The following is a 13113-nucleotide window of genomic DNA, read 5'->3' as shown; positions in this document are numbered from 1 at the left end:
CTTCAGAATCGGCGCTGTTACAAATTCAACGTTGTAGAAATGACTCAAGTTCCCGCTCGCACCGACAAGATCGTGATCGTCGACGACGACGCCCGCATCCGCGACCTCCTGCGCCGCTACCTGACACAGGAAGGATTCGAAGTGATCGTGGCCGAGGACGGCAAGGCGCTCAACCGCATCCTGTTGCGCGACACGGTCGATTTGATCGTGCTCGACCTGATGATGCCCGGCGAAGATGGTCTCTCGGTGTGCCGCCGCCTGCGTGCCGCCAACGACCGCACGCCGATCATCATGCTCACCGCCAAGGGTGAAGACGTGGACCGCATCGTCGGTCTCGAAGTCGGCGCCGACGACTATCTCGGCAAGCCCTTCAACCCACGCGAACTGCTGGCCCGCGTGCACGCCGTGCTGCGCCGCCGTCCGCCGCTCGAGGCGCCGGGTGCCCCCTCCACCGAGAACGAGACCGTCACCTTCGGTCCGTTCGCCTTCGACCTCGGCTCGCGCACCCTGAAGAAGGACGGCGAAGAACTCTCGCTGACCACCGGCGAGTTCGCGATGCTGAAGGCGCTGGTGCGCCACCCGCGCCAGCCGCTGTCGCGCGAAAAGCTGGCCCAGCTGGCACGCGGCCGCGAGTTCGAACCCTTCGACCGCAGCCTGGACGTGCAGATCTCGCGCCTGCGCAAGCTGGTCGAGTCCGACGCCGCGGCGCCGCGCTACATCCAGACCGTCTGGGGCGTGGGCTACGTGTTCGTGCCGGACGGCACGGCCTGACGCCCCGCTGAGAGGTGGCCATCGGCCTCCATTCCGCCCGACCTGACCCGGCCCAGGAGGACGGTGCGCAGGTCACGATGCCGAGCCCGCTCGAAGCGAGCGCGCAACGTGACCGCCGCCCCGGCCTCAAGCTGGGCTTCAGCCTTTTCTGGCGCACTTTTTTCCTGCTCGCACTGCTGCTGATCGGCTGCACGGTCGCCTGGCTGCAGACCTTCCGCTCGCTCGAGTACGAGCCACGCGCGATCCAGACCGGGCACCAGATCGCCTCGCTCGTGAACCTCACGCGCGCGGCGCTGGTGTATTCGGACGCGATCACGCGGGTCTCGCTCATCAAGACGCTGGCCGACCAGGAAGGCGTGCGCATCCTGCCGCGCGAACCCAACGACCGCTTCCAGCCCTACACCAGCGGCGCGCTCGACGAGCGCGTCACCGAAGAGCTGATCGCGCAATTGGGCGAAGGCACCACCGTGGCCAGCCGCGTGAACGACGAGGCCGGCCTGTGGATCGGCTTCACCATCGAGAGCGACACCTACTGGCTGCTGCTCGATCCCACGCGCTTCAGCCGCGTGGGCGGGCGCACGTGGCTGGTCTGGCTCAGCACGGCGATGGCGCTCTCGCTCGCCGGCGCGGCGCTGATCACGCGGCTCATCAACCTGCCGCTCAAGCAGCTGTCGCGCGCCACCTTGCAGGTGCGCGAGGGCGAGTACGAGGCACACCGGCTCGACGAGCGTGCGCGCACCAACGAAATCCGCGCGGTGAACATCGGCTTCAACCGCATGGCCGACCAGCTCGCCAAGATCGAGCAGGACCGCGCCATCATGCTGGCCGGCATCTCGCACGACCTGCGCACACCGCTGGCGCGGCTGCGGCTCGAAACCGAGATGAGCGTGGCCGACGAAGACGCGCGCGACCACATGGCCGCCGACATCGCGCAGCTCGACGCGATCATCGACAAATTCCTCGACTACGCCCGCCCCGACCATGTCGACCAGCGCCCGGTGCTGCTGCGCGACGTGATCGACGCCTGCACCTACGCCGTGCAGGACTACGAAGAGATGAACATCCACGTCGACGTGCCCGCCGACCTGAAGGTGATGGGCGACGAGGTGGAGCTCACGCGCGTGATCTCCAACCTGGTCGAGAACGCGCGGCGCTACGGCAAGACGCCGTCGACCGGCGTGGCCGACGTGACGATCCAGGCGCAGGCCAACAACGATGCGGTGCTGATCAAGGTGCGCGACCATGGCGCGGGCGTCGAGCCTGCCCTGCTCGTGCAGCTGACCAAGCCCTTCTTCCGCGGCGACGCGGCACGCACCTCGGCGGCCGGTGCCGGCCTGGGGCTGTCTATCGTGGCGAAGAACATCGAGCGCATGGGCGGCACCTTCGCGCTCACCAGCACGCCGGGCCGGGGCCTTGCGGCCCACATCCGGATGCCGCGCGCGATGCCGGCGAGCATCAACAAGCCCAGCGACCTGCCGGGCAAGAAGCAGGTCGCCTGAAAAGCCCGGCGCTCAGCGGTGCAGCAGCACCGCGGCGCGGGCCTCCATCGCCCGCCCCTCGCCCACCGGGCCGAGCTTTTCGGCCGTCTTGGCCTTCACATTGACCTGATCGAGCGCGATGCCCAGCGTGTCGGCGATGCGCTGGCACATGGCCGGGATGTGCGGCGCCAGCTTCGGCGCCTGCGCGATCACGGTGCTGTCGACGTTGCCAATCTCCCAGCCCGCCGCGCGCACGCGGCGCGCCGCCTCGGCCAGCAGCACGGCCGAGTCGGCGCCGCGGAACTGGGCGTCGGTGTCAGGAAAATGCCGGCCGATGTCGCCCAGCCCGGCCCCGCCGAGCAGCGCGTCGGTGATGGCGTGCAGCAGCACGTCGGCGTCCGAATGCCCGAGCAGGCCGGTGGTGTGCGGCACCTCGATGCCGCCCAGGATGAGCTTGCGCCCCGCCACCAGCTGGTGAACGTCCCAGCCTTCGCCGATGCGGATGTTGAACGGGGTCGTCGTCATGCCATGGCCTTCTTGCGGCCGAGCAGAATCGCCTCGGCCAGTGCGAAATCTTCGGGGAACGTGACCTTGAAATTTTGTGCGCTGCCGGGCACCAGCAGCGGCGCCAGGCCGATGGTCTCGATGGCGCTGGCCTCGTCGGTCACCACGTCGCCCACGCGCTCCAGCGCGTCGAGCAGCATGCCGATGCGGAACATCTGCGGCGTCTGCGCGAGCCACTTGTCGGCGCGCGGCAGGGTCTGCGTCGAACGGCTGTCGGTCGACGACACCTTCAGCGTGTCGGCCAGCCGCTGCGCCAGCAGGCCGCCGACGGCGTCGTGCTCGCAGGCGGCAATCAGCGCCTCGATCTGGCTGGACGTGACCAGGCAACGCGCCGCGTCGTGCACCAGCACCCAGTCGTGCGCGCCCGCGCCCTTCTGGCGCAGCGCCGCCAGCCCGTTGCGCACCGAGGCGGCGCGCGTCAGGCCGCCCACGCGCAGCAGGTGCTCGCCGGTCGCGGGAAAGCGCGGCAGCGCCGTCTGCACCTCGCGGTCGTCGGGCGACACCACCACGGCCACGCCCGCGAAACGCCCGGCCAGCGCGCGAAATGCGTCCACCGTGTGGGCCACCATCGACTGGCCCGCCAGGCGCCGGTACTGCTTGGGCTGCGTGCCGCCGGCACGGTGGCCGGAGCCGGCACAAGGGATCAGCACGTAGAAACGGGAAGATGACATGGAAGGTGCGGCACGGGCCAATGGCCGACAAGCGAATAAGGGGCCGCCATTCTAGAATTGACATTCGTACACCCCTCGCCGTCCGGCGCGGGGTGTCGTGCATTTTTCGAGCCGCTCCATGGACCTCCCCCTTCTCCCGGCGGGCAAGCGTTTCACGCTGCCGCGTCCCCCGTTGTCCGCCGATGCGCTGATGCTGGCCCAGCTCGGCATGCGCGAGAAGGCCGCGGGCCGCGCCACCGCGATGTTCACCGCCGACGCGAACGACGCGCAGCGGCTCATCGACGAAATCGCCTTCTTCGCCCCCGAGCTGCGCTGCGCTCTCTTCCCCGACTGGGAAACGCTGCCCTACGACAGCTTTTCGCCGCACCAGGACCTGATCAGCGAGCGCCTGGCCACGCTGTGGCGCATCAGCCAGAAAGAGGCCGACGTGGTGCTGGTGCCCGCCACCACCGCGCTGTATCGGCTGGCGCCGCCGGCCTTCCTGGCCGGCTACACCTTCCAGTTCAAGGCCAAGCAGAAGCTGCAGGAGTCCAAGCTCAAGGCGCAGCTCACGCTGGCCGGCTACAGCCACGTGACGCAGGTCGTGAGCCCGGGCGAGTACGCCGTGCGCGGCGGCCTGATCGACCTGTTCCCGATGGGCTCGCTGGTGCCGTTCCGCGTCGACCTGTTCGACGACGAGATCGACTCCATCCGCACCTTCGACCCCGACACCCAGCGCAGCCTCTACCCCGTGCCCGAGGTACGCCTGCTGCCGGGCCGCGAGTTCCCGATGGACGACGACGCCCGCGCGCGCTTTCGCAGCCGCTGGCGCGAACTGCTCGAAGGCGACCCGACCAAGAGCCGCATCTACAAGGACATGGGCAACGGCGTGGCCACCGCCGGCATCGAGTACTACCTGCCGCTGTTCTTCGACGAGACGGCCACGGTGTTCGACTACCTCGGCGCCGACGCCACCGTGGTGCTGCACGGCGACCTCGAACCCGCGTTCCAGCACTTCTGGCAGGACACCAACGAGCGCTACCGCCTGGTGCAGGGCGACCCCGAGCGCCCCGCGCTGCCGCCCGAGGCGCTGTTCCTCAACGCCGAGCAGTTCTACCAGCGCGCCAAACCGCATGCGCAGCTCGCCATTCGCGGCGACATCGCCACCGACGCGCCCTATGCCGAGTTCGACAAGCTGCCGCCCTTCGCCGTCGTGCGTGGCGCCGAAGACCCGCTGGTCGGCCTGAAGGCCCACATCGCCGCCACGCCGCACCGCGTGCTGCTCATCGCCGAGAGCGACGGCCGCCGCGAGAGCCTGCTCGACTTCCTGCGCGCCAGCGGCGTGAACCCGCCGGCCTTCGACTCGCTGGCTGAGTTCGAAGCCTCGGGCGACGAAAAGATCGGCATCGCCACCGCCGCATTGGCCTCGGGCTTCGCGTGGCGCGAACAGGCGATCGACTTCGTCACCGAGACCGAGCTGTTCGCCACCGCGCCCACCACGCGCCGGCGCAACAAGAAGCAGGAACAGGTCAGCGACGTCGAGGCGCTGATCAAGGACCTGTCCGAACTCAACGTCGGCGATCCGGTGGTGCACTCCGCGCACGGCATTGGCCGCTACCGCGGCCTGATCCACATGGACCTGGGCCAGGGCGTCGACGAAGCGGGCAAGCCGCTGTTGCAGGAAATGCTGCACCTGGAGTACGCCGACAAGGCCACGCTCTACGTGCCCGTGTCGCAACTGCACCAGATCAGCCGCTACACCGGCGTCAGCGCCGACGAGGCGCCGCTGCACAAGCTGGGCTCCGGCCAGTGGGAAAAAGCCAAGCGCAAGGCCGCCGAACAGGTGCGCGACTCGGCCGCCGAGCTGCTCAACATCTACGCCCGCCGCGCCGCGCGCGAAGGCCACGCCTTCCGCTATTCGCCGGCCGACTACGAGGTGTTCGCCAACGACTTCGGCTTCCAGGAAACCGCTGACCAGAAGGCCGCGATCCACGCCGTGGTGCAGGACATGATCTCGCCCCAGCCGATGGACCGCCTCGTGTGCGGCGACGTGGGCTTCGGCAAGACCGAGGTCGCGCTGCGCGCCGCCTTCATCGCCGTCACCGGCGGCAAACAGGTCGCGTTTCTCGCGCCGACCACACTGTTGGCCGAGCAGCACTACCAGACGCTGGTCGACCGTTTTGCCAAGTGGCCGGTGAAGGTGGCGGAGATGAGCCGCTTTCGTTCCGCCAAGGAAATCTCGGCCGCCGCCAAGGGCTTGGCTGAGGGCCAGGTCGACATCGTGGTCGGCACGCACAAGCTGCTCTCGCCGTCGATCAAGTTCAAGAACCTGGGCCTGCTCATCATCGACGAGGAGCACCGTTTCGGCGTCCGCCACAAGGAGGCGATGAAGGCGATGCGCGCCGAGGTCGACGTGCTCACGCTCACCGCCACGCCGATCCCGCGCACGCTGGGCATGGCGCTCGAAGGCCTGCGCGACCTCAGCGTGATCGCCACCGCGCCGCAGCGCCGACTGGCCATCAAGACCTTCGTGCGCAACGAGGGCACCGGCGTGATCCGCGAGGCCGTGCTGCGCGAGCTGAAGCGCGGCGGGCAGGTCTACTTTCTGCACAACGAGGTCGAGACCATCCAGAACCGGCGCCAGAAGCTCGAAGAAATCTTGCCCGAGGCCCGCATCGCCGTCGCCCACGGCCAGATGCCCGAGCGCGAGCTGGAACGCGTGATGCGAGACTTCGTGGCCCAGCGCTACAACATGCTGCTGTGCTCGACCATCATCGAGACCGGCATCGACGTGCCCACCGCCAACACCATCGTGATGAGCCGTGCCGACAAGTTCGGCCTGGCGCAGCTGCACCAGCTGCGCGGCCGCGTCGGGCGCTCGCACCACCAGGCCTACGCCTACCTCATGGTGCCGGACACCGAAGGCCTGACCAAGCACGCCGCGCAACGGCTCGAAGCCATCCAGCAGATGGAAGAACTCGGCTCGGGCTTCTACCTCGCGATGCACGACCTGGAGATACGCGGCACGGGCGAGGTGCTCGGCGAGAACCAGAGCGGCAACATGATGGAGATCGGCTTCCAGCTCTACAACGAGATGCTCAGCGAAGCCGTGCGCTCGCTCAAGGCTGGGCAGGAGCCCGACCTGCTGTCGCCGTTGTCGGTCACGACCGAGATCAACCTGCACGCCCCCGCCCTGCTGCCCGACGACTACTGCGGCGACGTGCACCTGCGGCTGTCGTTCTACAAGAAGCTCGCCACCGCGAAGACGCCTGACCAGATCGACACCCTGCTCGAAGAAATCGTCGACCGCTTCGGCAAGCTGCCGCCGCAGGCCCAGACACTCATCGACACGCACCGCCTGCGCGTGCTCGCGCGGCCCTACGGCGTGATCAAGGTCGATGCCGCGCCGGGCATCATCAACATCACGTTCAAGAAGGACGCGCCGGTCGACGGCATGGCCATCATCCAGCTGATCCAGAAGAACAAGCACATCAAGCTCGCCGGCAACGAGAAGCTGCGCATCGAGCGCGAACTCAAGGAGCCGAAGGACCGCGCGCAGATGGTGCGCGATGTGCTGCGCAGCCTCGGACAACCCCTCGTCAAGGAAACCGCCCCCGCATGAGCGCTACAGAATTTTCTCCCGGCCTCGTCCTCCAGCGCGTGAAGCCGCCGCTGAAGCTCGCCGACTTCAAGCTGATCGCGTTCGACATGGACTCGACGCTCATCAACATCGAGTGCATCGACGAGATCGCCGATGCGGTCGGCAAGAAGGCCGAGGTGGCCGCAATCACCGAGGCCACGATGCGCGGCGAGATCAAGGACTTCAAGGAAAGCCTGCGCCGCCGCGTGGCGCTGCTGCAGGGCGTGCCCGTGGCCGCGCTGCAGCAGGTGTACGACGAGCGCCTGCAGCTCAACCCGGGCGCGACCGAACTGGTCGCGGCCTGCAAGGCGGCCGGCCTCAAGGTGCTGCTGGTGTCGGGCGGCTTCACCTTCTTCGCGAACCGCGTGAAGGACCGGCTGGGCATCGACTTCGCGCGCTCCAACCTGCTCGACGAAGCCGACGGCCAGCTCACCGGCCAGGTCGTGACGCAGAACTGGGGCGATATCTGCGACGGCGCCGAAAAACGCCGCACGCTGCTCGAAGTGGCGTCGCTCATGGGCATCTCGCCACAAGAGACCATCGCCGTGGGCGACGGCGCGAACGACCTGCCGATGATGGGCGAGGCCGGGCTTTCGGTGGCCTATCACGCCAAGCCGAAGGTGCGCGAGCAGGCCATGGTGGCGATCAACGAAGGCGGTCTCGACCGCGTGCTGGAGATCCTGAAATGACATCTTCTGCAGCAGCTGCCGCCCCGCTCTACCGCGCCGACGCGCTGCGCGACTACGCCAGCGCCCTGCTGCAGAAAGCGGGCCTCGCGGCCTCGATGGCCGACAGCGTGGCACGCACGCTGGTCGAAGGCGACCTGCTGGGCCACGACACCCACGGCCTCGCGCTGCTCGCCGGCTACGTGAAGGAAATCGAATCGGGCGGCATGACCCGCGACGGCACGCCCGAGGTGCTGTCCGACCGCCCCGCCGCCGTGCTGTGGGACGGCAAGCGCCTGCCCGGCCCCTGGCTCATGGACCAGGGCATGGACCTGCTGGTGCCGCGTGCGCGCGAGCTGGGCACGGCCTCGCTCGTGATCCGCCGCAGCCACCACATCGCCTGCCTCGCGGTCTACATGCTGCGCGCACTGCAGGAAGACATGCTAATGCTGCTCGCCTGCTCCGACCCCAACACCGCCAGCGTCGCGCCTTTCGGCGGCACGCAGGCCGTGTTCACGCCGAATCCGCTGGCAATGGGCTTTCCGCTGTCGCAGGGCGGCGTGATGGTCGACATCTCGGCCTCGATCACCACCAACGGCATGAGCAACCGCAAACGCGCGGCCGGCGAGACCTTCGCCGAGGAATGGCTCATCGATGCATCAGGCCAGCCGTCGAACAACCCGCAGGTGCTGTTCGACCAGCCGCCCGGCACGCTGCTGCCCGTCGGCGGCCTGAGCCACGGCCACAAGGGCTACGGCATGGCGCTATTGGTCGAGACGCTCACGGCCGGCCTCGCGGGCCACGGCCGCGCCGACCCGCCCGAAGGCTGGGGCGCGACGGTGCACCTCACGCTGCACGACCTGAACGCCTTCGGCGGCAAGGCCGCCTTCCTGCGCCAGATGGACCACGTGGCGGCGAAATGCCGCGACAACACGCCCGTCGACCTGGCCAAGCCTGTGCGGCTGCCGGGTGAAGGCGGGTTGAAGCGTCGGGAAGCGCAATCGGCGAACGGGGTGCGGCTGCACCCGTCGATTGCGCGCTCGCTGCAGGAGGCGGAGCAGCGGCATGGCCTGCGGCTGGCGCAGGCGCTGATCATCTGACGGGGTTTATTCCTCGTCGTCGTTCTCGGTGTGTTCGGGCGCACCCGCGGGCCGCGGCTGGCGCTTGCCGGGCTTAGCCAGGATCTCGATGTAGAACTGTTTGCCGCCCTCTTTCACCACACCGTCGATGAGGCCGGTGATGGCCGTGAGGTGGATGGTTTCGGCGGATTCCTGGGCGGTGCCGAACTTGCAGTCGAAGTCCCAGAAGTCGGCGCCTTCGGGCAGGTCGCGGCGGCGCTCGCGCTTGATGTACTTGCGGATCTCGTGCTTGACGGCTTCGAGGTGACGGTCGGGGTGCTTGCCCTCGACCTGAAGCTGGAAGGTTTTTCTCATGGTCGATGGTAACCCGGCCCCGCCTTGGGGCGGCCCGGCGGCGATGGCAGGCCCTTCACGGGTCTGGCCGCTGTGTACAGTCGGCGCATTCAACGGATTACAGGTGAAAGCATGGCACGCGCAAACGACTGGGCAAGCAAGGTGATGGCATTGGTGAACGGCGGCAACGCCCCGGCGGCGATCGCGCAGATCAAGGTCGCGCCCTCGGTCAAGGACCTGAAGGCGCTGCAGACCATCATGACGCTCTCCAAAATGAAAGGCCGCTATCCGAACGTGGATGCGGCCATTTCAGAGAACCTGGACCTGCTGGCAGCACCTCGCCTGCACCGGTCCCCCTGAACGTCAGCGTTTACAGGGCCTGGCCGAGGCGCTTCACGCCTTCTTCGATCTTCGCGATGTCGGCCGTCGCAAAGCTCAGGCGCAAGGTCGCCACATCGGGCTTCTCGGCGAAGAACGGCGCGCCGGGCACGAAGGCCACCAGCTTCTCGATCGCACGCTTGGCCAGCTCGTTGGCATCCGCCAGCTTGCCGTTGGCGCCCGTGAGGCGCGCCCAGAAGAACAGGCCGCCGTTGGGCTGCGTGAAGCTCACCGCATCGCCCAGCTCGCGCGTCAGCGCCGCACCCATCGCTTGCGCACGCTGGCCGTAAACCTCGCGCACATGCGCCAGTGTGCCGGGCATGCGACCGCTCTTGAGGTACTGCGCGGCCGTGGCTTGCGCGAAGGTGCTGGTGTGGGCGTCGCTGAACTGCTTGCACATCGTCGCCTTGGCCAGCAGCTCGGGCGGCGCGATCATCCAGCCAATGCGCAGGCCTGGGCTCAGCACCTTGCTCAGGCTGCCGCAATGCGCCAGCAGCTCGCGGCTGCCGGGCACGCCCTTGCTCAGCGACATGATCGACGGCGGCGGCGCTTCACCGAAGTACAGGTCGCCGTAGGGGTCGTCCTCGACGATCAGCGTCTGGTACTTCACGGCCAGTTCGAGCACCTTCTTGCGACGCTCCAGCGTCAGCATCGCGCCGCTGGGGTTGCCGAAAGTCGGGATCAGGTAGACGAACTTGGGCTTGTGCTCGGCGATGAGCTTCTCGAGCTCGTCGGTCTTCACGCCGTTGGCGTCGATGGGCGCGCTGATGAGTTGCGCGCCGTACAGGCGGAAGCACTGGATGGTCGCCAGGAAGGTCGGGCCTTCGACGATCACCTTGTCGCCGGGCGAGATCATGGTCTTGCCCAGCAGGTCCAGCGCCTGCTGGCTGCCGGTGGTGACGATCAGGCCGCTGGGGTCGACGTCGACGCCCTTGGTCTTCATGAAATCGGAGAGCTGGTTGCGCAGCGGCTCGTAGCCTTCGGTGGCGCCGTACTGCAGGGCCCCGCCGGCCTCTTCGGTGAGCGCTTTCTGGCTCGCCTCCTTCAGGCCCTCGACGTCGAACATGGCGCTGTCGGGAAAGCCGCCCGCAAAACTGATGATGCCGGGCTTGCCCAGCAGCTTGAAGAGTTCGCGGATGGCGGAGGTTTCGACGTTGTCGAGGCGGGAGGCGAATTGCATGATGGTCAGTCTCACTTTCTGGGCGCTATTGTCTGTCGGGAAGGCGCGCGGTACTTTACGACCCACAGGTAGTTTCTTGAATTTACTACTCAAATGGAGTATTCTGAAATTACCCCTTAAAGGTAGTAATCATGACCACCTACCCGATCGAAACGCCACAGCAGCTACGCACCCTGCTCAAAGCCTTGCGGCAATCGAGCCAGCTGACGCAGACAGAACTCGGCACGCGCCTGGGCGTCAGCCAGAAGCGGATCGCCCGCATCGAGGCCGAGCCCGGCGTCACCAGTTTCGACCAGATGGCAAGGTTGGCCGCTGCCATGGGCTATCGCTTCGTGCTCGAGGAAGTGCCGGCATCGCAGCCCGCCACCCCGGCCGCTGGAGAGGCGCAGTGGTAGCCACGCACGCGCTGACCGTCTGGACCAACGGCCAGAAGGTGGGCGACTGGGAGGTGCGCGATGGCGAGCATCGGTTCCAGTACGCCGAAGCGTGGGTGGCCTCGCCCGCCGCGCGCCGCATCTCGTTGTCGTTGCCGTTCATGCCGGGCAATGCGGTGCATCGCGGCGAGGTGGTGCGCAACTACTTCGACAACCTGCTCCCCGACAACGATGCCATTCGCGAACGGCTGCGGCTGAAGTTCGCCACGCGCAGCATCGGCGCCTTCGACCTGCTCGGCGCCATCGGCCGCGACTGCGTGGGCGCGGTGCAGTTGATGCCGCAGGGCGAATCGCCCGTCGGTTTCGATCGCATCGAAGCCGAACCGCTCGACGAGGCCGGCGTCGAACGCGCCATCGACGCCTCGCTGTCATCGGGCCATGTCCTGGGCCAGCGGGACGACGAGGAGTTCCGCATTTCCATCGCCGGCGCGCAGGAAAAAACCGCGCTGCTGCAACAAGACGACCGCTGGTACCGGCCCATGGGCGCCACGCCGACCACCCACATCCTCAAGCTGCCGCTGGGGCTGGTCGGGAACATGCGCGCTGACATGCATTCGTCGGTCGAGAACGAATGGCTCTGCTCGCGCATCGTCGAGGCCTTCGGCCTGCCCGTGGCGCATTGCGGCATCGAAGTGTTCGGCGCGCGCAAGGTCCTCGTGGTGCGTCGCTTCGATCGCGCCATGCAGCACGCGAGCACACCGCGGGAATGGATTGCACGGCTGCCGCAGGAAGATTTCTGCCAGGCCCTCGGCGCGCCGGGCACGCTGAAATATGAAGCGGACGGCGGCCCCGGCATGCGCGAGATCCTGCGCGTGCTCGATGGCAGCACGCAGGCAGCCGCCGACAAGCTCCACTTCGTGAAAGCGCAGATGCTGTTCTGGCTGCTCGCCGCCACCGACGGCCACGCGAAGAACTTCTCGATCTTCCTGGAGCGCGGCGGCGGCTACCGCCTCGCGCCGCTGTACGACGTGCTGTCCGCGTGGCCGGTCATCGGCGCGGGCCCGAATCACATCAGCTGGCACAAGGCCAAGCTCGCCATGGCGATCCGCGGGCGCAACGCGCATTGGAAGCTGGCCGACATCCAGCCGCGCCACTGGGACGTCATCGCCAAACTCGCGGGCCTGGGCGATGCACAGGCCCTGCGCGCGGACCTCATCGATGCGGTGCCAGGCGTCATTGCACGCGTCGAAGCGCAACTGCCCCCTCAATTCCCCGAACAGGTGGCGAGCGCCATCTTCGACGGCATGAAAGCCAATGCCAAGCGCCTTGCCGTCGCCTCCCAAGCCCCATGAAAAAATCCGACATCCCCCTCTTCTTCGCGACCCTGCAGGCCGCCAACCCCGAGCCGCGCACGGAGCTCGAATACACCACACCCTTCGAGTTGCTGGCCGCAGTGCTGCTGTCGGCGCAGGCCACCGACGTGGGGGTGAACAAGGCGACGCGCCGGCTCTATCCGGTGGCGAACACGCCGCAGGCGATCCTCGACCTCGGAGTGGAAGGGCTGGAGTCGTACATCAAGACGATCGGGCTGTACCGCAGCAAGGCCAAGCACCTGACCGAGGCCTGCCGGATGCTGGTCGAGCTGCACGGCGGCGAGGTGCCGCGCACGCGCGCCGAGCTCGAGGCGCTGCCGGGCGTCGGGCGCAAGACGGCGAACGTGGTGCTCAACGTGGCCTTCGGCGAAGAGACCATCGCGGTCGACACGCACATCTTCCGCATCGGCAACCGCACCGGACTTGCGCCCGGCAAGACGCCGCTGGACGTGGAACTCAAGCTCGAAAAGCGCATCCCACCCGAGTACCGCCTGCACGCGCACCACTGGCTGATCCTGCATGGGCGCTATGTCTGCGTGGCGCGCAAGCCGCGCTGCTGGGAATGCGCGGTCTCCACCTTCTGCTCGTTCAAGCCCAAGACGCCGGCACCCAAGACCGCCTGAGCGGC

The 13113-nt window shown here is 67.7% G+C and carries 13 protein-coding genes; 9 read left to right on the top strand and 4 right to left on the bottom strand.

The genetic code is table 11. The annotated features are described in order from the left end of the window. Positions 1-39: 39 nt before the first annotated feature. Positions 40-771, top strand: a complete 732-nt coding sequence (gene ompR, locus CY658_RS26360; protein WP_007837017.1) for an osmolarity response regulator transcription factor OmpR — start codon at positions 40-42, stop codon at positions 769-771. Positions 772-848: 77 nt separating this feature from the next. Further along, on the top strand, positions 849-2270 hold the full coding sequence (locus CY658_RS26355; protein WP_101493001.1) for a sensor histidine kinase: 1422 nt from the start codon (positions 849-851) through the stop codon (positions 2268-2270). A 12-nt stretch (positions 2271-2282) separates the two neighbouring features. On the opposite strand, the gene ispF is transcribed toward CY658_RS26355, so the two are convergent. Continuing rightward, positions 2283-2774, bottom strand: a complete 492-nt coding sequence (gene ispF / locus CY658_RS26350) for a 2-C-methyl-D-erythritol 2,4-cyclodiphosphate synthase (RefSeq protein ID WP_070060518.1) — start codon at positions 2772-2774, stop codon at positions 2283-2285. Beyond that, positions 2771-3484, bottom strand: coding sequence for a 2-C-methyl-D-erythritol 4-phosphate cytidylyltransferase (ispD, locus tag CY658_RS26345; protein ID WP_101493000.1), 714 nt, complete (start codon positions 3482-3484; stop codon positions 2771-2773). Before ispD ends, ispF begins: the two co-directional genes overlap by 4 nt. A gap of 118 nt (positions 3485-3602) precedes the next feature. Between ispD and mfd the strand changes: the two genes are divergently transcribed. Genes mfd through CY658_RS26330 form a run of 3 tightly spaced genes read left to right on the top strand, consistent with a single transcriptional unit; the run spans position 3603 to position 8868 of the window. Next, complete coding sequence (mfd, locus tag CY658_RS26340) at positions 3603-7085, top strand: transcription-repair coupling factor (protein WP_101492999.1); 3483 nt, start codon at positions 3603-3605, stop codon at positions 7083-7085. Then, positions 7082-7792, top strand: coding sequence for a phosphoserine phosphatase SerB (gene serB / locus CY658_RS26335; protein ID WP_101492998.1), 711 nt, complete (start codon positions 7082-7084; stop codon positions 7790-7792). The genes mfd and serB overlap by 4 nt, the downstream gene beginning before the upstream one ends. Beyond that, positions 7789-8868 carry an Ldh family oxidoreductase gene (locus CY658_RS26330; RefSeq protein WP_101492997.1) on the top strand — a complete coding sequence of 360 codons (1080 nt, stop codon included), beginning with the start codon at positions 7789-7791 and terminating at the stop codon, positions 8866-8868. The genes serB and CY658_RS26330 overlap by 4 nt, the downstream gene beginning before the upstream one ends. Positions 8869-8874: 6 nt before the next feature. On the opposite strand, the gene CY658_RS26325 is transcribed toward CY658_RS26330, so the two are convergent. Continuing rightward, a complete protein-coding gene (locus CY658_RS26325) occupies positions 8875-9201 on the bottom strand; it encodes a DUF6172 family protein (RefSeq protein WP_101492996.1) in 327 nt (108 codons plus the stop codon). 111 nt (positions 9202-9312) lie between these two features. On the opposite strand from CY658_RS26325, the gene CY658_RS26320 reads away from it, so the two are divergent. Beyond that, positions 9313-9540, top strand: a complete 228-nt coding sequence (locus CY658_RS26320; RefSeq protein ID WP_056581383.1) for a hypothetical protein — start codon at positions 9313-9315, stop codon at positions 9538-9540. A 10-nt stretch (positions 9541-9550) separates the two neighbouring features. Here the strand turns inward: CY658_RS26320 and CY658_RS26315 are convergent, their stop codons facing one another. Beyond that, positions 9551-10738 carry an aminotransferase-like domain-containing protein gene (locus tag CY658_RS26315; RefSeq protein WP_101492995.1) on the bottom strand — a complete coding sequence of 396 codons (1188 nt, stop codon included), beginning with the start codon at positions 10736-10738 and terminating at the stop codon, positions 9551-9553. A 131-nt stretch (positions 10739-10869) separates the two neighbouring features. Here CY658_RS26315 and CY658_RS26310 point away from each other — a divergent pair, with 131 nt between their 5' ends. The 3 genes from CY658_RS26310 to nth are packed head-to-tail and all read left to right on the top strand — an operon-like array spanning position 10870 to position 13108. Further along, entirely contained in the window at positions 10870-11133 is a 264-nt protein-coding gene (locus CY658_RS26310) for a helix-turn-helix domain-containing protein (RefSeq protein WP_101492994.1), read from the top strand. After that, the gene (locus tag CY658_RS26305) at positions 11127-12464 is read left to right on the top strand and encodes a type II toxin-antitoxin system HipA family toxin (protein WP_101492993.1); all 1338 of its coding nucleotides are present in this window, start codon (positions 11127-11129) and stop codon (positions 12462-12464) included. Before CY658_RS26310 ends, CY658_RS26305 begins: the two co-directional genes overlap by 7 nt. Next, positions 12461-13108, top strand: a complete 648-nt coding sequence (gene nth, locus CY658_RS26300; RefSeq protein WP_101492992.1) for an endonuclease III — start codon at positions 12461-12463, stop codon at positions 13106-13108. Before CY658_RS26305 ends, nth begins: the two co-directional genes overlap by 4 nt. The last annotated feature ends 5 nt before the right edge of the window (positions 13109-13113 follow it).

The sequence above is a fragment of the Variovorax sp. RO1 genome (genome assembly GCF_002849325.1).
In the GTDB taxonomy this organism is placed as follows: domain Bacteria; phylum Pseudomonadota; class Gammaproteobacteria; order Burkholderiales; family Burkholderiaceae_C; genus Variovorax.
The sequence above is the reverse complement of the archived record's forward strand: the minus strand, read 5'-3'. Positions and strand labels throughout refer to the sequence as shown.